Consider the following 17,896-nt stretch of genomic DNA (forward strand, 5'->3'; position numbering starts at 1 on the left):
CTCTCTCAAAGACGCACTTGTCCTTCATATACGCGCACTGCCGGGCCGGTCATCATGACCGGTTGGCCTGGGCCTGCCCATTCAATGGACAGGCGCCCGCCGGGCAGGTCGATCAATAGCGGCGAATCCATCCACCCCTGGCTGATCGCGGCCACTGCAGCAGCGCAGGCGCCGGTGCCGCAGGCCTGGGTTTCCCCGGCTCCACGTTCCCAGACGCGTAGCTGCGCACGGTTCCGGTCGATGACCTGCAGAAAACCGACATTGACCCGCGCCGGGAAGCGCGGGTGGTGTTCGATTTTCGGGCCCAGTTCATGCACCGGTGCGTTATTGATGTCGTTGACCCGCAGCACGGCATGGGGGTTGCCCATGGACACTGCCGCCAGTTCCACCGTGGAGCCGTCGACTTCGAGCTGATAGCTCAGGGCCTGGCCTTCGGCTTCGAACGGGATGTCGGCCGGCACCAGGCGCGGAGCGCCCATATCGACGCTGATCTGGCCGTCGCTGCGGATATCCAGCTCGATGATGCCGCTTTTGGTCTCGACGCGAATCTGCCGCTTGGCGGTCAGGCGCTTGTCGAGCACGAAGCGGGCGAAGCAGCGCGCACCGTTGCCGCACTGCTCCACTTCGGAACCGTCGGAGTTGAAGATCCGGTAACGGAAATCCACGTCCGGGTTGCTCGGCGCTTCGACGATCAGCAACTGGTCGAAACCGATGCCAGTGTGCCGATCGCCCCATTGCTTGGCGTGCTTGGGCAGGATGTGCGCGTGCTGGCTGACCAGGTCGAGGACCATGAAGTCATTGCCCAGGCCGTGCATCTTGGTAAAACGCAGCAGCATGGTTTTACTCCGGCAGCAGGCTTTCGCCAGCAAACAACTCGGCTACCGTCTCACGGCGACGCACTTCAAATGCCTGATCACCGTCCACCAACACTTCGGCGGTACGACCGCGGGTGTTGTAGTTGGAACTCATGACAAACCCGTAGGCACCGGCCGAATGCACGGCCAGCAGGTCGCCTTCTTTCAGGGCCAGTTGACGCTCCTTGGCCAGGAAATCGCCGGTTTCGCAGATCGGCCCGACGATGTCGTAGGCGCGAGCTTCGGTATCACGCGGGCGCACGGCGGAGACGTCCATCCAGGCCTGGTACAGCGCCGGGCGGATCAGGTCGTTCATGGCCGCATCGACGATGGCGAAGTCTTTGTATTCGGTGTGCTTGAGGTACTCGACCTGGGTCAGCAGTACGCCGGCATTGGCAACGATGTAGCGACCCGGCTCGAATACCAGCGTCAGGTCGCGACCGTCGCAGCGCTCGCGCACAGCTTTGATGTAGTCGGCCACCAGCGGCGGCTCTTCATCGCGATAACGTACGCCGACGCCGCCACCGAGGTCGATGTGACGCAGGTAAATGCCGCATTCGCCAAGACGATCGATCAAGCCCAGCAGGCGATCGAGGGCGTCGAGGAAGGGTGGCAGGCTGGTCAGTTGCGAACCGATGTGGCAATCGACGCCGAGCACTTCCAGGTTTGGCAGTTGCGCGGCGCGGATGTACACGTCTTCGGCGTCGGCGATGGCGATGCCGAACTTGTTCTCTTTAAGACCGGTGGAGATGTACGGGTGGGTGCCGGCATCGACGTCCGGGTTCACGCGCAACGAGATCGGGGCACGAACGCCCAGCTCGGCGGCGACCACCTGCAAGCGTTCCAGCTCATCGGTGGACTCGACGTTGAAGCAATGCACGCCGACTTCCAGGGCGCGACGCATGTCTTCACGGGTCTTGCCGACACCGGAGAACACGATCTTGTCGGCACTGCCGCCAGCGGCCAGGACGCGTTCCAGTTCGCCACGGGAGACGATGTCGAAACCGGCGCCGAGACGGGCCAGGACATTCAGTACACCCAGGTTGGAGTTGGCCTTGACTGCAAAGCACACCAGGTGCGGCACGCCGGCCAGCGCATCGGCATACGCCAGGTACTGGGCTTCGATGTGGGCGCGGGAGTAGACGTAGGTCGGTGTACCAAAGCGTTCAGCGATGGCGGACAGGGCAACACCTTCCGCGAACAGCTCACCGTCACGGTAATTAAAAGCGTCCATGGCGTTCCCTTATTATTGGTAGACGTCGTGCTTGTGTGCTTTGGACGGCTGCTTTTGCGAGGACTGAGCCTGCTCGGCAGGATCCTGAGAGTCGTCAGGCAGGTACAACGGGCCTTTTTGACCACAGGCCGACACAAGACAGGCAACCGCGACGAGCGCGGCAAGGGAAGAGATCAGGCGCTTCATGGCGAAATCCTTGAAAATGCGTTAATTGCGCCGGAGTATACCGGCCACCCGGCAGCTTGCCTATGTAACGCGGCTCCCGTCCGGCGGGCCTTGGATGACGCCGGTAAGTTGGGCGCGATCCATTGTGGGAGCGGGCTTGCTCGCGAAGGCGGTGGTTCAGTCGACAAAAATGTCGGATGGGCCGGCCCCTTCGCGAGCAAGCCCGCTCCCACAGGGCCGCGTTTGATGTATCGATATCGACGCTTGGTCGTTATCCTTTGCAATCACCGGGGCTCGCCCGTATCTTGCGGCGCTTGAGCGTGATCAGACACTTTTTGAGGTTCCTGCAATGAGTTTGACCGAAGCCCGTTTCCACGACCTGGTCGATGCCACCCAGCAATCGCTGGAAGATATTTTCGACGAGAGTGACCTGGATATCGATCTGGAGAGCTCGGCCGGTGTGCTCACCGTCAAGTTCGAAAATGGCAGCCAGTTGATCTTCAGCCGCCAGGAGCCGTTGCGTCAGCTGTGGCTGGCCGCTGTGTCCGGCGGCTTCCACTTCGACTATGACGAAGAGAGCGAGCGCTGGATGTGCGACAAGAGCGAAGAGCAACTGGGTGAAATGCTTGAGCGCATCGTCAAGCAGCAAGCCGGCGCAGAATTCGATTTCGAAGGCCTGTGAGATCGTGACCGAGCCTGCACCTGTTCGTCCGCCCAAGCCGCTCTACAGCAATGTCAGCCCGGCGGTACCTTCGCCGTGCAGCGGCGTGTGCCGGCTGGATGAGCAGAAGGTGTGCCTGGGCTGCTTTCGCCATGTCGAAGACATCCGCGAATGGCGCTCGGCGGACGATGAGCGACGGCGGGTGATCTGCGTCCAGGCTGCACAACGCAAGACAGTCACCTGAGACTTCACACGACCTGTAGCAGCTGGCGAAGCCTGCGTCCGGCTGCGCAGCAGTCGTGAAATCAGGCGCCGAGACGTATCAGGAATACCGAGCACTCAGGTTTTACGACTGCTGCGCAGCCGGACGCAGGCTTCGCCAGCTGCTACAACGGTGCGTGGTCGGTGCTGGCTTGTATATTTATTGAGCTGTGATAGTGTCCGGGAACGCCTCAACCCATCGAGGCTCGTGAAAACCCCGCCTTTTTCTGGCGGGGTTTTGCTTTTTTTGTGCAGAAGAAAGGAGTCTGCCCGGATCATGACCGTACCTTCCATCACCCTTACCCGTCTGGACGTACAACGTCTGGAGCGCCTGATCGACAGCCTGGATGACACGCTGCCGGGCGTTATCGCGCTGCAAACCGAACTGGATCGCGCCGATACACTGGTCGGTCACGATGAAGTGCCCGCCGATGTCGTGACCATGAATTCGCGCGTACATTGCCGCGAAGAAATCAGCGGCAAGGACTACCACCTGACGCTGGTTTATCCCAAGGATGCCAATGCCGACGAAGGCAAGATTTCTATTCTCGCGCCAGTGGGCAGTGCCTTGCTCGGCCTGAAAGTCGGTCAGCACATAGACTGGCCGGCACCGGGTGGCAAGACCCTGAAACTGACCCTGCTGGAAGTTGAATCGCAGCCGGCCCATGGCGGCGATTTCCCGGAATAAACCCCCTCAGACCTGCTCGAGCGCTTCGTTCAATGCGCGCTCCAGGTCAGCCTTGTAGCGCAAATACAGATTGCTTGAACTCTGTCCATCACCGAGCAGGCCCGAGAGGTCCAGGTCGGTGATGTAGCAGCGGTAGCGTTCCGTCTCGCGGCGCTGATCGATGATCTCCCGGGCGACCACGCTAAACAGCTGATCGCCAAACTCCAGCTCCGAAAACTCCCGCTGATTGCAATACAACGTGACCTGCACCTGGCCCGGTGCGGCTTTGCCGATGATCGCCTGAACGTCGTAGAACGGTTTGTTGACCGGTGTTTGCGGCGCTGGCCGCGCTTCGACCCGACGTGCGCGCCCGGGGCCGGACGGCAATAGTTGGTAATACAAAGTATCGAGGCTCAACGGCTGGGCAGCTTCCATCGGCAGCAAGGCGTCCCGGCGATACAGGATCGATTGCAGGAAACGTTGCAGCGGCACCAGCAGGCTTTGTTCGTCGTGATACGGCAGGCGCTGCTGCCACAGCGCGTTGAATTCATCCAGCACATACAGATCAGCCTGTTGCTCGGTGATCCGGTAGAACACCTGAATGCACTCGGGCTGGCCCATCGGCAACAGCAACGCGAGGTCCTGCTCTTCGAGGGCCATCGGGTCCAGGTGCAGCGGGCTGTAGCTGGCCTGCTCTTCGCCCAGGTAATCGAACAGTGCCGGCAGGGTAGCGAGGGCGATATGGTTGACCTGACCGGGCACCAGTTCCAGCACGTGGTAATGCTGCTGCACCTGAATCAGATAGCGATGGTTGAGTTTGCTCAACAGCAGGTTCTGCGCGGTATCGATGATTTCTTCGACCCGCCGGGCGATGAACTGTGCGCGGTTGTGGCAGAAGCAGCGCACTCGCAAGCGCGGCTGATCCAAGCCCTTTGGCAGGTTGTTGAGGTAGTCGCGCAGGCAATCGAGCAGCGCATGCGGCCCGTCGTAACGGCTGACCAGCACTTCGTTCCAACTGTTGAGCGTGACCTGATCCAGGGTCAGCACGAGGTTTTCCCGCACGCCGGCGTAACTCAGTGAATCGGTGCGCTCGGTGGTCATCAGAATGTTCAGGTCGCGATGATGCTTGAGCGGATCGACGCCGACGTTCACCAGGATCAGCACTTCGCCGGGCATGGCGGCGCGCAGTAATGGCTCCTCGGCAACGGTGGTCAGGGGCAGGGCGACGGTTTGTTGCAGGCTGCCGAGCAGATTGAACAGTTCGAACTCGCTCAAGTCGCTGCTGCCGGGGTGCAAAGCCAGGCGAGTGCTGCTGTCGATCACGCCGTTGCGGTGGCTCCAGGTCAGCAGTTCGAGCAATTGGCGGCTGCGTTTGATCGGCGCGAAATGCTCCCATTCGTGGGCGTTCAGGCTACCGTTGTACAAACCCCATTGGGTTTGCCCGGGTTCTTTCTTGTTTGGCGCCTGCACCAGGGTCAGGGTGTCTTCGGCCAAGTCCGGGGCGATGCCGGGGTTGATGAACTCGACCTTGTCGGCCTTGCGCTCGAACGCCGCGTACAGCCGCCGGCCAAGCACGTTGAGGTCGCGCTTGTTGATCAGGCTGACGGTTTGTTCGGTGCGGGCGAACTGGGTCAGGAAGCGATAGCTGTAATTCAGTTCGTTGACCAAGGCCCGGCGCTCGGCGCTGACCTGACGGACTTTCCACTGGCTGCGGCTGTCGAGCAGCGCCAGTTGCCGCTGATCCCAGTGCCATTCGCTGGCCAGGCGTTCCAGCAGCGAGCGCTGCCAACTCACGGTGCGACTGTTGCTGCCGGTGAGCTTGCGATTGACCTTCAGGTACAGCGCGCGGCGTACCAGTTCCAGGCGCTCCGGTTCGCCACGGGCGGTCAGGTATTCCTCGATGCGCCGGTAGACCACGATGTACGGGTCCAGCTCATCGAGGTCCAGCTGATTGGCGAAAACGGCCTGTTTGAAGCGCAGGCTCAGGCAGTGGACCTTGGGGTGTTCGCTGGCGTAGACCTCGATCAGCAACAGCTTGAGCACCGACTTGTAGGGCGATTCGATGCCCTTGAACAACTGCCAGAGCCCGGCACCGATAAACTCTCCCGGCGGAATGTGCGCCAGGTGTCCCAGGTCCAGGGTTTCGTCGGCGCGGATGAAGCGCTTGGAAATCAGCGTGTGGGTGTACTGAAGGTAACCGGCTTCTTCGTAGGTTGGCACCAGCCACCAGATCGGTGTGCGCCCGGCCAGCCAGATCGCAGTGCGATAAAACTCATCCAGCAGCAAATAATGCTGCGTGGTCCCGCAGTCCTCCGAACTCAGTTGCGTATCGCGCTCGCCGTGCATGAAGCGGGTCGGGTCGATCAGGAAGAAATGCGCCTCGGCACCCTGGCTCGCGGCCCAGGTTTCGAGCAACTGACACTTCTTGCGCAACTCGCTGAGTTCGCTTTCGCTCAAGTCCGGACCGTGGCACACCCACACGTCCATATCGCTCTGGTCGGCCTGGGCCAAGGTGCCGAGGCTGCCCATCAGGAACAGGCCATGAATCGGTCGCGGCGGATTGCTGCCGTGGCGTGGCTTGTAGGAAAACGAACGGGTCAGGCGCTGAGCTTCAGCGAGGGTGTTGGTGTCGGGTTCGTAATTCGACAGCCCGGCCGGCGTGCTGCCGGAAACATAGCCCGGCAGAAGCGGATGATTGACGTGGAAAAACAGCGGCAGCAGGGTCAACACCCCTTGCTGGCGCGTTGACAAACCTTCCATGGCGCGGGCCATGCGGCCTTCGTTGAGTTTCAGAAAACGGGCGCGCAGCTGACTGAGAACCTTGCGGTCGATTCCCTCGTCCAGATCGGGGCGGATTTCATGGGTGCGGGTCATGTCAGCTCAAACCGGCTCGCGAAGCTCGGACGTGGGGTCTGCGGATGAGGGGCAGTTTAGCGCCTCGGCCCCGGGACTTTTAAGCTGTATTTGTATTTCTGGCGTCAGATTTCTATCACCAGGCGACGGCAGGCAGCCAAGAGTGCCCGCGGAAATCCCGTAACAGGGGTTTCCGTGGGCGATGCAGGGGGATTCAGGCTGTTTCTTGTACGGTCAGAATGGTCAGCACGGTTTGCACATTTTGCGCGGCGTCACGGCCCAGGCTGGTCAGATAACCGCCATCGGGCTGGGTGATCAGTTCTTTGTCGAACAGGCGTTGGGCGGCGGCAATGGCCTTAGGGGCAGCGGTCTGATGAATTTTCAAACCTTCCTGGGAACTGTCCAGGTTGAAGAGGGCAAGGATTTCCAGTTCGGCAACCAACTCAGGGGTAAGCGACATAAGGACTCCAGACTTTCTAGGAATTAGACGACAGCGTCCCTAAGGTGAGCCCACTCGTGCGGCATGTCCAGTGCTGGCAGCAGGGTTTTTTCGCCTCGGGAAACATTCCCCGGCGGGTGGAGCGGCGGCGGGGTGTTACCAGTGTAGACAGGGTCTGGAGAAAGGCAGGAAGGATGGGTGACAAATTGTGTTTGTGGCGAGGGAGCTTGCTCCCGTTCGGCTGCGAAGCAGTCGCAAAGTTTTTGGGGCCGCTGCGCGACCCAGCGGGAGCAAGCTCCCTCGCCACAGAAGCCCCCGCCCATCGGGTTTGGGCTTACTTCTTCTCTGGCGGCAACTCTGGTAATGCGCGCAACGCGGTTTCGTACCATTCGGTGTTGAACGCACGGTCTTCTTCGAGGATCGCGTCGATTTCCACTGCCAGCACGTGGGCCATCAGGTTGAGGATTTCTTCACGCTCGTAACCCACCAGGGTCAGCTTGTTGAACGTCGCTTTGGCGGCCGGCGGGTTGTCGCTTTCGATCTGGTTTTCAATCGCTTCGATCAGGGTGTTCTCGGCGAATTCTTCTTCGTCGATCTCGATGTCTGTTGGCTCGCTCATGGCAGGCTCCTCAAGTTAAGGCGGCCAGTTTACCTGCATTCAGCGCTGTGATGCTGCTGGCAAGAAACGCCCGGGCGTTCTATAAACAGGCACTGCCCACCCCGCACGGCCTGGAGGCTTTGTGATGCTCAAGCTTTATGGATTTTCCGTCAGCAACTACTACAACATGGTGAAACTGGCGTTGCTGGAAAAGGGACTGCCATTCGAAGAAGTGGTGTTTTACCCGGGGCCGAGCCCCGAAGCATTGGCCATCAGCCCGCGCGGCAAGGTGCCGGTGCTGGGCGTCGATCAAGGCTTTATCAACGAAACCAGCGTGATCCTCGAATACCTCGAGCAAAGCCAGAAAGGCACGCCGCTGCTGTCGAGCGAGCCCTTTGAGCGAGCGCAGGCCCTGGCGCTGGCCAAGGAAATCGAGCTGTACATCGAACTGCCGGGCCGCGCCTGCTACGCCGAAGCCTTCTTCGGCATGACCTTGCCGGACGCGATCAAGGACAAGACTAAAGCCGAGTTGCTGCTGGGTTTTGCCTCGCTGGGCCGGCACGGCAAATTCGCCCCGTATGTCGCGGGTGACAGCCTGAGCATTGCGGATCTGTATTTCCTCTACAGCGTGCCACTGGCCTGTGCGGTCGGGCAGAAGCTGTTCGGGATCGATCTGTTGGCCGAGATGCCGGCGGCCAAGGCGTTGCTGGAACGTCTGGAGCAGAACCCGCATGTGCAGCGGATTGCAGCGGACAAGGAAGCGGCGATGCCAGCGTTTTTGGCGATGGTCGCTTCCAAGAAGTGAGTTTTGTAGTGTTCTGAAGTCAGTCATCGCGAGCAAGCTCGCTCCCACAGGGTTAGCGCAATCCTTGTGGGAGCGAGCTTGCTCGCGATGCTTTTAGCGGCTGGCGAGCAGCGCCTGACCGCGAGCCACTGCCTGCTTGACCTGTGCCGGCGCAGTCCCGCCGATATGGTCACGGGCATTCACCGAGCCTTCCAGGGTCAGCACGGCAAACACGTCCTGATCGATCTGGTCGCTGAATTTGCGCAGTTCTTCCAGGCTCATTTCCGCCAGGTCCTTGCCGCTTTCCACGCCGTACTTCACCGCGTGGCCAACGATTTCGTGGCAGTCACGGAACGGCAGGCCACGGCGCACCAGGTAGTCCGCCAGGTCGGTGGCGGTGGAGAAACCGCGCAGCGCCGCTTCGCGCATCATCGCGTGCTTTGGCTTGATCGCCGGGATCATGTCGGCAAAGGCGCGCAGCGAGTCGCGCAGAGTATCGGCGGCGTCGAACAGCGGCTCTTTGTCTTCCTGGTTGTCCTTGTTGTAGGCCAGCGGTTGGCCCTTCATCAAGGTCAGCAGCCCCATCAATGCGCCGAAAACACGACCGGTCTTGCCGCGAACCAGCTCAGGCACGTCCGGGTTTTTCTTTTGCGGCATGATCGAGCTGCCGGTGCAGAAGCGGTCCGGCAGATCGATGAACTGGAATTGCGCGCTGGTCCACAGCACCAGTTCTTCGGAGAAACGCGACAAGTGCATCATCGCGATGCTCGCGGCCGAGCAGAATTCGATAGCGAAGTCACGATCGGACACGTTGTCCAGGGAGTTGCCGCCGACGGCGTCGAAGCCCAGCAACTGCGCGGTGAACTCGCGGTCGATCGGGTAAGTGGTGCCCGCCAGCGCGGCGCTGCCCAGTGGCATGCGGTTGGTGCGCTTGCGGCAGTCCACCAGGCGCTCATAGTCGCGGCTGAGCATTTCGAACCAGGCCAGCATGTGGTGCCCGAAGGTCACCGGCTGCGCGGTTTGCAGGTGGGTGAAGCCCGGCATGATGCTGCCGGCTTCGCGCTCGGCCTGCTCCAGCAGACCTTTTTGCAGGCGGGTGATTTCCGCCAGGATCAAGTCGATCTCGTCACGCAGCCACAGGCGGATGTCGGTGGCCACCTGGTCGTTACGGCTACGCCCGGTGTGCAGCTTTTTGCCGGTCACGCCGATGCGGTCGGTCAGGCGCGCCTCGATGTTCATGTGCACGTCTTCGAGGTCGATGCGCCAGTCGAACTGGCCGGCCTCGATTTCACCCTGGATGGTCTTCAGGCCATCGGTGATGCTGTCGCGCTCGGCATCGGTCAGCACGCCGACCTTGGCCAGCATGGTGGCGTGGGCGATCGAGCCCATGATGTCGTGGCGATACAGGCGCTGGTCGAAAGTGACGGAGGCGGTGAAGCGGGCGACGAAGGCGTCGACGGGTTCACTGAAGCGGCCGCCCCAGGACTGATTGGTCTTGTCAGTGCTCATGAATTCGCTCGTATCGGCTTGAAGAAAGTTGGCGTTGAACGCTGGGGCGGATAATAACAGGGTTGCCAATCCTGTCGCTGACACTGGTCGATACGTTTTTTTCTCATGTGCCGGCCCATACTTGCGGCAATGTCAGAAGTGATTGCGCAACGATATTTTTCATTTGAGCAATATCGCGCCGCCAACCGTCTACAGTTGGACAGTAGGAACAACGCACTTCTGTGCGTTGCCGCTGCCTATAAAAAGAGGGGGTGTTCATATTGTGTATCAGCAAACCCTACGGCGATGCCTCGCCAACGCGGGCCTGGGCCGCCAATCGCCCCGCAGATGAAAATTTAGCCGCCGGTCTCGCGGCACTTTTTGGCCCTCGCGCCAGTCTTAGCGTGGATCGCGGTGACGGATGTCACTTCACCTGTCTACGCTATCCTTGTGCGAGACTCACGCAGGAATCCAGCGCAATATGAATGTCCTGATCGTTGATGACGAACCCCTAGCCCGCGAGCGCCTGAGCCGAATGGTCGGCGAACTCGAGGGATACAGTGTCATGGAGCCCGGCGCCACGAACGGCGAAGAGGCGTTGGCGCTGATCGACAGCCACAAGCCGGATATCGTGTTACTCGATGTCCGCATGCCGGGCCTCGATGGCCTGCAAGTGGCTGCACGATTGTGCGAGCGCGAAACACCGCCCGCCGTGGTGTTTTGTACTGGCCCCGATGAATTCGCCGTGGAAGCCTTGCAGGCCAGCGGTGTGGGTTATCTGGTCAAGCCGGTGCGCACCGAGCTGTTGCTCGAAGCCTTGAAGAAGGCCGAGCGGCCCAATCGGGTCCAGCTCGCCGCCCTGACTCGCCCGGCTGCCGAAACCGGCAGCGGCCCACGCAGCCACATCAGTGCCCGTACCCGTAAAGGTATTGAGCTGATCCCGTTGGGTCAGGTGGTCTACTTCATTGCCGACCACAAATACGTGACCTTGCGCCACGAAGGCGGCGAAGTGCTGCTGGACGAACCGCTCAAGGCCCTTGAAGACGAATTCGGCGACCGTTTCGTGCGGATCCACCGCAACGCCCTGGTCGCCCGCGAACGCATCGAACGCCTGCAACGCACGCCGCTGGGGCATTTCCAACTGTTCCTCAAAGGCCTGAATGGCGATGCGCTGATTGTCAGCCGCCGTCATGTGGCGGGCGTGCGCAAGATGATGCAACAGCTTTAATCCGCCGTTCACAGGCGGATCCCGCACCCGATTGCCGGACGTTGAAGGCCAGGGAGGCCGAGCAGTTCCTGATACAAGTCAAAGTGGATTTGGCTGAGCTGTTATTATCCGCCGTATCTATTCAGTACGGATTGATCCATGTCCTCTCGCGAAATCCGCATCGCCACCCGTAAAAGTGCGTTGGCCCTCTGGCAGGCCGAATACGTCAAAGCTCGCCTGGAACAAGCCCATCCGGGCTTGCTGGTAACGCTGGTGCCCATGGTCAGTCGCGGCGACAAGCTGCTCGACTCGCCACTCTCGAAAATCGGCGGCAAGGGCCTGTTCGTCAAGGAACTGGAAACCGCGCTGCTGGAAAACGAAGCCGACATCGCCGTGCACTCGATGAAAGACGTGCCGATGGATTTCCCCGAAGGCCTCGGTCTGTTCTGCATCTGCGAGCGTGAAGACCCGCGTGATGCTTTCGTTTCCAACAACTACGCCAGCCTCGATGAGTTGCCCCAAGGCAGCATCGTCGGCACGTCCAGCCTGCGCCGTCAGGCCCAGTTGCTAACCCGTCGCCCGGACCTGGAAATCCGTTTCCTGCGTGGCAACGTCAACACGCGCCTGGCCAAGCTCGACGCCGGCGAATACGACGCCATCATCCTCGCGGCGGCGGGTTTGATTCGCCTGGGCTTCGAAGACCGCATCACCTCGGCGATCAGCGTTGATGACAGCCTGCCGGCCGGTGGCCAGGGCGCGGTCGGGATCGAATGCCGCAGCGTCGACAGCGAAATCCACGCCTTGCTGGCGCCACTGCATCACCAGGACACCGCCACCCGTGTCACCGCCGAACGTGCCCTCAACAAACATCTGAATGGCGGCTGCCAGGTGCCGATCGCTTGCTACGCCGTGCTTGAAGGCGAGCAGATCTGGTTGCGTGGTCTGGTAGGCGATCCGAGCGGCGGCCTGCTGCTCAATGCCGAAGCCCGCGCGCCGCGCAGTGACGCCGAATCCCTGGGTGTGCAGGTCGCCGAAGACCTGTTGAACCAGGGCGCCGGTGACATTCTGAAAGCGGTCTACGGCGAGGCAGGTCACGAGTGACTGGCTGGCGACTGCTGCTGACGCGCCCCGCAGATGAGTCGGCGGCGCTGAGCAGTGTGTTGGCCGAGAGCGGGATTTTCAGCAGCTGCCTGCCGCTTTTGGAGATCGAGCCAATTGCCGCCTCTGACACAATGCGTGGAGTGATCCGGGAACTGGATCGCTACTGTGCGGTGATTGTGGTGAGCAAACCGGCTGCACGGTTCGGCATCGATCTGCTCCGCCAGCAATGGCCGCAGCCTCCGTCGTTGAAATGGTTCACTGTGGGCGCCGCGACCGCGCAAATCCTCGAGGATTTCGGGCTCGATGTGAGCTTCCCGGTGGATGGCGATGACAGCGAAGCCTTGCTTGATCTTCCCGTGTTGCGCGAGGCTATCGCCCGGCCTGATCCGCGCGTATTGATCATGCGCGGGGAGGGCGGCCGCGAGTTGCTGGCTGAGCGTTTGCGTGAGCTTGGTGCTAGTGTCGAGTATCTGGAGTTATACCGTCGCGCACTGCCGCAGTACGCGACAACTGCACTGCCGGACCGGATTGAAGCGGAACGCTTGAACGGGCTGGTGGTCAGCAGTGGACAGGGTTTCGAGCACCTGCACCAGTTGGCCGGCGATGCCTGGCCGCGTTTGGCGCAGTTGCCGTTGTTTGTTCCAAGCCCAAGGGTCGCCGAGCTGGCACGTGCCGCCGGGGCTCAAACAGTTGTGGATTGTCGTGGCGCGAATGCCACGGCTTTGCTGACGGCGTTACGGGAGCAACCCGTACCCGTTCTCTAATGCAAAGGATGGATACGTGAGCGAAACAGTCTTGCCTAAAGATGACGTGCAACCGGTGCTCGATGCACCTGTTGAAACTCCACCACCTGCTGCTGTGCAGCGCAGAGGCAATGGACTCGCAATCGTCGCCCTGTTGCTGGGCGCTGCCGGCGTTGCCGTCGGCGGTTGGGGTGTCTGGCAGGTGCGTCACCTGCAGGCCAGTACCCAGCAGCAATTGAGCGAAGTCCAGGCGCTGAACGATCAGGCGCAGAGCCTCAAGCTCAATGATCAACGCCTGACCGCGCGCCTCGAACAACTGCCGGCCGCCGATGAGCTGGAAGACCGTCGCCGTCTGGTGACGCAGTTGCAGGGCGATCAGCAACGCTTGAATCAGAAACTGGAAACCGTCCTCGGCGCCAGCCGCAAGGATTGGCGTCTGGCCGAGGCCGAGCATCTGCTGCGTCTGGCCAGCCTGCGTCTGTCGGCGCTGCAAGACATCAGCAGCGCTCAAGCCCTGGTGCAGGGCGCCGACGAGATTCTGCGTGAACAGAACGACCCCGGCGCTTTCGCCGCTCGCGAGCAAGTGGCCAAGACCCTGCTGGCCTTGCGTAGCACCGCGCAGCCGGACCGTACCGGGTTGTTCCTGAAACTGGGTGCCTTGCGCGACCAAGTGATCAACCTCACCGAGCTGGCGCCGGAGTACAAGGACCGTGGCGAATCCCTGCTGGGCCTGACCGCCGATGGCGATGGCGCCAGTCGCTGGGCGCAATGGTGGGACGAGGTCTCGCGCTACATCCGCATCGACTTCAATGCCGATAAGAATGTTCGTCCGTTGTTGGCCGGGCAGAGCCTGAGCCAGGTGCGTCTGGCCTTGAGCCTGGCGCTGGAGCAGGCGCAGTGGGCCGCGCTGAATGGCCAGGCGTCGGTGTATACCCAAGCGCTGACCGAGGCGCGGGATGTGCTCAAGGGTAATTTCAACCCGGACAACCCGCAGAGCAAAGTGATGCTTGAACAGGTTGCCGATCTGGGCACGCAACCGGTCACCGTCGTCACGCCGGACCTGACTGGCACGTTGAGCGCGGTCCAGGCGTATCTGGAGCGGCGCAATGTCAGCGCCGAGGATTCGATCAAACCGCTGGCCAAACCTGCCGCGAACACTGCGCAGGAGGCCACGCCATGAAACGCCTCTATGTGATCCTGTTCCTGGTCATCGCTGCCGCCGCAGTGCTGGGGCTGGCGATTGCCGAGCATTCCGGCTACGTGCTGATCGCCTACAAGAGCTTCCGCTACGAGTCGAGCCTGTGGGCGACCCTGGCCTTGGTGGCGGTGCTATGGCTTGTGTTCTGGGGCATCAAGGCGTTGATCGAGTTGGTCACGACGTCCGGCGGTGTGGTCAATCCGTGGTCCCGACGCAATCGCAGTCGCCGGGTGCAAGTGGCGATCGAGCATGGTCAGTTGGATTTGGCCGAGGGCCGTTGGGCCAGTGCCCAGCGTCATTTGCATCGGGCGGCTGAAGCCGAGCGCCAGCCGCTGCTGTACTACCTCGGCGCGGCCCGCGCTGCCAACGAACAAGGTCACTACGAGGAATGCGACAAGTTGCTGGAGCGTGCGCTTGATCGCCAGCCTCAGGCCGAGTTGGCGATTGCCCTGAGTCACGCGCAGTTGCAGACCGATCGCGGCGATACAGACGGCGCCCTGGCGACCCTGGAAGCCATGCACGAGCGTCATCCGCACAACGTGCAGACTCTGCGTCAATTGCAGCGCCTGCATCAGCAGCGGGGCGACTGGTCGGCAGTGATTCGCCTGCTCCCGGAGCTGCGCAAGGACAAGGTCCTGCCTGCGGCGGAACTGATTGAACTGGAGCGTCGCGCCTGGGGCGAAAACCTCAGTCTGGCGGCGCATCGCGAAGAAGACGGCACGGTCGGGTTGCAGTCACTCACCCGCGCCTGGCAGCAACTCAGCAATGCGCAGCGCCAGGAACCACAACTGGTGTTGGCCTATGCCGAGCAACTGCGGCAGTTGGGAGCGCAGGCCGAAGCCGAAGAAATTCTGCGTGCAGCGCTCAAGCGCAAGTACGACAGTCATCTTGCGCGCCTTTACGGCCTGGTACGCGGCAGCGATCCGGCGCGGCAGCTGCAAACCGCCGAGGGCTGGCTCAAGGATCACCCGGCTGATCCGAGTCTGCTCCTGACCCTGGGTCGCCTGTGCCTGCAAAGCAGCCTGTGGGGCAAGGCCCGGGATTATCTGGAAAGCAGCCTGCGGCTGCAGCGCAACCCGGAAGCCTGTGCGGAGCTGGCCAGGTTGCTGGCGCAACTGGGCGATACCGAGCGCAGTAACCAGTTGTTCCAGGAAGGCCTTGGCCTGCTGGACGAACGCCTGTTGGCGGCGCCGTTGCCGGTACCCGCCCGAGTCTGAGCCGACTTTTGAGGCCTGGGTTTGTAGCAACTGCCGAGCCTGCGAGGCTGCGTTCGGCTGCGAAGCAGTCGTCAAACCTGAACACGCGGTCTTCCTGAAACACCGCGTCGGCTGATTTCACGACTGCTGCGCAGCCGAACGCAGCCTCGCAGGCTCGGCAGCTGCTACAAGCCTGGCGCGGGCTTCGGCAGCTGTAGTTTTAGCGGTGAGCCGGTCGGCTAACTTGCTGAATGTTTAGCTTTGTAGTCCCTGGTCGGCATAGTCCTACAAGGGGCTACATCGAATCCTCTCGCTCCTGTCGGGAATTCCCTACACTTCTGGTGAAGTGTCCGTGGTGGGCCGTCTTGAAAGGCTGGCGCGCTTTCCTCTACCGTAACCGCCTGTCTCTACTGTTACGGATTAGCCATGTCTTTGGCCTGCTCACGCTCCTTGTTTTTCATGGCTTTCACCGCAGGTGCCCTGGCCTTGGGCGTTTCCTATTACCTGGAATATGCGGTCGGGCTCAAACCTTGCGGGTTGTGTTTATTGCAGCGGTTTTGCCTGGCGCTGCTCATGGTCGTCTGCCTGGCGGCTTCGATACATGGCCCGCGCCGATTCGGTTCTTTCGTCTATTGGCTATTGGGATTGTCCGCGAGCCTGGGCGGCACGGTCGCGGCGTGGCGGCAGGTGTTGTTGCAGAGCGATCCGCAGCTGCAACTCTCGGGCTGTTCGCCCAATCTGGATGGCTTGTTCGAGAGCATGCCTTGGGCATGCGCCGTTCAACGGCTGTTCAAGGGCGCCGCCGACTGCGCCGAGATCTCCTGGACCCTGTTCGACCTGAGCATCCCGGAATGGAGCCTGCTGTTCTTTGTCGCGATGCTGATCCTGGGGATTTATCAGTTGCTGCGCCATGTCTGGATCGCATGTCTGCGACCGCCCAGCGGCGAGTCGTCGCACCGGGCCATGGCCGGCGATTAAACACTTGTATGAACTTTATCTCCTGCGTACCTTGAAGCCATTGTCGTGCGGGCATAATCTGGCCCGCACGTGTCATTGGATTTATGTTGCTCGATGACGCTCTGCCTGGCCGATTCTTGACCTTCAAGGGTGCGACAGGTGTGGAGCAGCATGACCCACAAGGGAAGAGAGATCACCATGCTCGAAAGTTGTCAGAATGCTCAGGAACGCTGGGGTGGAGTGCATCTGCTGATCGACCGCTGGTTGCAGGAGCGTCACGAACTGGTTCGGGCCTATGATGCTCTCGGCGCCAAGCCTGAGGCTCTGGGCGAGAATCGCAAACCGTTGCAGGAATTCTGCGGCGTGCTGGTCGATTACGTATCGGCGGGGCATTTCGAGATCTACGAACAACTCACTGGTGAAGCCAAAGCCTTTGGCGACACGCGTGGTCTTGAGCTGGCCGAGACGATCTACCCGCGCATCGACGTCATCACCGAGAAGCTGCTCGCGTTCAACGATCTGTGCGATGCCGGCAAGTGCGTTGCGGAAAAATTCAAGGAACTGGGCGGCCTGTTGCATGAACGCTTCGAACTGGAAGATTGCCTGATCGAAGTACTGCACACCGCTCACAAGGAAGAGGATTCGGTGCAGGCCTGAGCCTCTCCTTCGCAAGACCCAAAAAACGGTGCGCTATGCGCGCCGTTTTTCGTTTCCGCGATTCAGCTTGTGGCACCACGCAATTCGACTTCGAACACCAGCGGTGTGAACGGCGCGATCAGGTCGCCGGCGCCATCGGCACCATAGGCCTGGGCCGATGGAATTACCAAGCGCCACTTCGCACCCACCGGCATGTTTTGCAGCGCAATGCGCCAGCCAGTGATCACGCTATCGAGACTGAACCATTGCGGTTGGCTGTTCTGATCGAACACCGTGCCGTCGGGCAGGCGACCGATGTACAACACCTGGACCTTGCCGTTCGGTCCGGCCTTGGCACCGTTGCCAGGGGTCAGCTCCGTCAGCAAAATTCCATCGTCCAATTCGCGAACCCCGGGCCGGGATTTTTCCTGGGTAAGAAAACGCTGCTCTTTTTCCAGGGCTTCTTCGGTTTGCGGCGCCGGCGTTTGCAAGGCGACCTGGGCTTCGTGGTCGGCAAGGATCTGTTCGATCTGTGCGTCTTTCAGCGCGAGAGGTTTGCCTTGATAGGCTTGCTGCAATCCTTCAACCAGCGCCTGAAGTTGCAGGTCCGGAACCTCTTGGCGCAAGCGTTCGCCCAGGCTTGCCCCCAGGCTGTAAGCGAGATCGTGAGCGTCATTTCCAGCGGTTTTTTCCGCGGCTTGAGCAACGGAAAAACACACCAGCAAGGATAAAAAAAGGTAACGCGACATGGGCACTCTCCGACCTGAGATGCGGAGGATTATGCCAGTGAGAATGCGTTAAACGGTGAACTGCTTTTGCGCAGATGCAGAACATTTTCGATTCGTTGCAACGTA

General features: G+C 61.0%; 19 protein-coding genes. 11 read left to right on the forward strand and 8 right to left on the reverse strand.

Annotation, left to right across the window (positions count from 1 at the left end):
- Positions 1-5: 5 nt before the first annotated feature.
- The 3 genes from dapF to lptM are packed head-to-tail and all read right to left on the reverse strand — an operon-like array spanning position 6 to position 2,274.
- Complete coding sequence (gene dapF, locus NK667_RS28550) at positions 6-836, reverse strand: diaminopimelate epimerase (protein WP_054048525.1); 831 nt, start codon at positions 834-836, stop codon at positions 6-8.
- Between the two features lie 4 nt (positions 837-840).
- On the reverse strand, positions 841-2,088 hold the full coding sequence (gene lysA / locus NK667_RS28555) for a diaminopimelate decarboxylase (RefSeq protein WP_054617021.1): 1,248 nt from the start codon (positions 2,086-2,088) through the stop codon (positions 841-843).
- 12 nt (positions 2,089-2,100) lie between these two features.
- Entirely contained in the window at positions 2,101-2,274 is a 174-nt protein-coding gene (gene lptM / locus NK667_RS28560) for an LPS translocon maturation chaperone LptM (RefSeq protein ID WP_010465096.1), read from the reverse strand.
- Between the two features lie 328 nt (positions 2,275-2,602).
- Here lptM and cyaY point away from each other — a divergent pair, with 328 nt between their 5' ends.
- The 3 genes from cyaY (at position 2,603) to rnk (ending at position 3,863) form a co-directional block, all read left to right on the forward strand.
- On the forward strand, positions 2,603-2,935 hold the full coding sequence (gene cyaY, locus NK667_RS28565) for an iron donor protein CyaY (protein ID WP_017341439.1): 333 nt from the start codon (positions 2,603-2,605) through the stop codon (positions 2,933-2,935).
- A 4-nt stretch (positions 2,936-2,939) separates the two neighbouring features.
- The gene (locus tag NK667_RS28570) at positions 2,940-3,158 is read left to right on the forward strand and encodes a DUF1289 domain-containing protein (RefSeq protein ID WP_082356654.1); all 219 of its coding nucleotides are present in this window, start codon (positions 2,940-2,942) and stop codon (positions 3,156-3,158) included.
- Positions 3,159-3,452: 294 nt separating this feature from the next.
- A complete protein-coding gene (gene rnk / locus NK667_RS28575; protein WP_054048529.1) occupies positions 3,453-3,863 on the forward strand; it encodes a nucleoside diphosphate kinase regulator in 411 nt (136 codons plus the stop codon).
- 6 nt (positions 3,864-3,869) lie between these two features.
- Here the strand turns inward: rnk and NK667_RS28580 are convergent, their stop codons facing one another.
- The 3 genes from NK667_RS28580 to NK667_RS28590 all read right to left on the reverse strand — a co-directional run bounded on the left by NK667_RS28580 (position 3,870) and on the right by NK667_RS28590 (position 7,753).
- Positions 3,870-6,716: a class I adenylate cyclase gene (locus tag NK667_RS28580; RefSeq protein ID WP_054617020.1), complete on the reverse strand. Its 2,847-nt coding sequence runs from the start codon at positions 6,714-6,716 to the stop codon at positions 3,870-3,872.
- 193 nt (positions 6,717-6,909) lie between these two features.
- The gene (locus NK667_RS28585) at positions 6,910-7,155 is read right to left on the reverse strand and encodes a TIGR02647 family protein (protein ID WP_054048532.1); all 246 of its coding nucleotides are present in this window, start codon (positions 7,153-7,155) and stop codon (positions 6,910-6,912) included.
- A gap of 313 nt (positions 7,156-7,468) precedes the next feature.
- Positions 7,469-7,753, reverse strand: a complete 285-nt coding sequence (locus NK667_RS28590) for a hypothetical protein (protein WP_007894899.1) — start codon at positions 7,751-7,753, stop codon at positions 7,469-7,471.
- Positions 7,754-7,877: 124 nt separating this feature from the next.
- Here NK667_RS28590 and NK667_RS28595 point away from each other — a divergent pair, with 124 nt between their 5' ends.
- Positions 7,878-8,537, forward strand: coding sequence for a glutathione S-transferase family protein (locus NK667_RS28595; RefSeq protein ID WP_054048534.1), 660 nt, complete (start codon positions 7,878-7,880; stop codon positions 8,535-8,537).
- 93 nt (positions 8,538-8,630) lie between these two features.
- Here NK667_RS28595 and argH read toward each other — a convergent pair whose 3' ends face one another.
- Positions 8,631-10,025, reverse strand: coding sequence for an argininosuccinate lyase (gene argH, locus NK667_RS28600; protein WP_054617019.1), 1,395 nt, complete (start codon positions 10,023-10,025; stop codon positions 8,631-8,633).
- A gap of 460 nt (positions 10,026-10,485) precedes the next feature.
- Between argH and NK667_RS28605 the strand changes: the two genes are divergently transcribed.
- From NK667_RS28605 to NK667_RS28635, 7 genes are all read left to right on the forward strand, one after another.
- Positions 10,486-11,232 (forward strand): LytR/AlgR family response regulator transcription factor, encoded by a 747-nt coding sequence (locus tag NK667_RS28605; RefSeq protein WP_054048538.1) that lies wholly within the window; start codon positions 10,486-10,488, stop codon positions 11,230-11,232.
- A 138-nt stretch (positions 11,233-11,370) separates the two neighbouring features.
- Positions 11,371-12,312: a hydroxymethylbilane synthase gene (gene hemC / locus NK667_RS28610; protein ID WP_054617018.1), complete on the forward strand. Its 942-nt coding sequence runs from the start codon at positions 11,371-11,373 to the stop codon at positions 12,310-12,312.
- Positions 12,309-13,076, forward strand: coding sequence for a uroporphyrinogen-III synthase (locus tag NK667_RS28615; protein WP_054617017.1), 768 nt, complete (start codon positions 12,309-12,311; stop codon positions 13,074-13,076). Before hemC ends, NK667_RS28615 begins: the two co-directional genes overlap by 4 nt.
- Positions 13,077-13,092: 16 nt before the next feature.
- Entirely contained in the window at positions 13,093-14,235 is a 1,143-nt protein-coding gene (locus tag NK667_RS28620) for a uroporphyrinogen-III C-methyltransferase (RefSeq protein ID WP_054048543.1), read from the forward strand.
- Positions 14,232-15,470, forward strand: a complete 1,239-nt coding sequence (locus NK667_RS28625; protein WP_054617016.1) for a heme biosynthesis protein HemY — start codon at positions 14,232-14,234, stop codon at positions 15,468-15,470. The genes NK667_RS28620 and NK667_RS28625 overlap by 4 nt, the downstream gene beginning before the upstream one ends.
- Positions 15,471-15,875: 405 nt before the next feature.
- Positions 15,876-16,427 carry a disulfide bond formation protein B gene (locus tag NK667_RS28630; RefSeq protein ID WP_054617015.1) on the forward strand — a complete coding sequence of 184 codons (552 nt, stop codon included), beginning with the start codon at positions 15,876-15,878 and terminating at the stop codon, positions 16,425-16,427.
- 177 nt (positions 16,428-16,604) lie between these two features.
- Positions 16,605-17,063 (forward strand): Rsd/AlgQ family anti-sigma factor, encoded by a 459-nt coding sequence (locus tag NK667_RS28635; protein ID WP_007899333.1) that lies wholly within the window; start codon positions 16,605-16,607, stop codon positions 17,061-17,063.
- A 62-nt stretch (positions 17,064-17,125) separates the two neighbouring features.
- On the opposite strand, the gene NK667_RS28640 is transcribed toward NK667_RS28635, so the two are convergent.
- On the reverse strand, positions 17,126-17,791 hold the full coding sequence (locus NK667_RS28640) for an FKBP-type peptidyl-prolyl cis-trans isomerase (protein ID WP_054617014.1): 666 nt from the start codon (positions 17,789-17,791) through the stop codon (positions 17,126-17,128).
- Positions 17,792-17,896: the final 105 nt, after the last annotated feature.

The sequence above is a fragment of the Pseudomonas nunensis genome (genome assembly GCF_024296925.1).
GTDB lineage: Bacteria > Pseudomonadota > Gammaproteobacteria > Pseudomonadales > Pseudomonadaceae > Aquipseudomonas > Aquipseudomonas nunensis.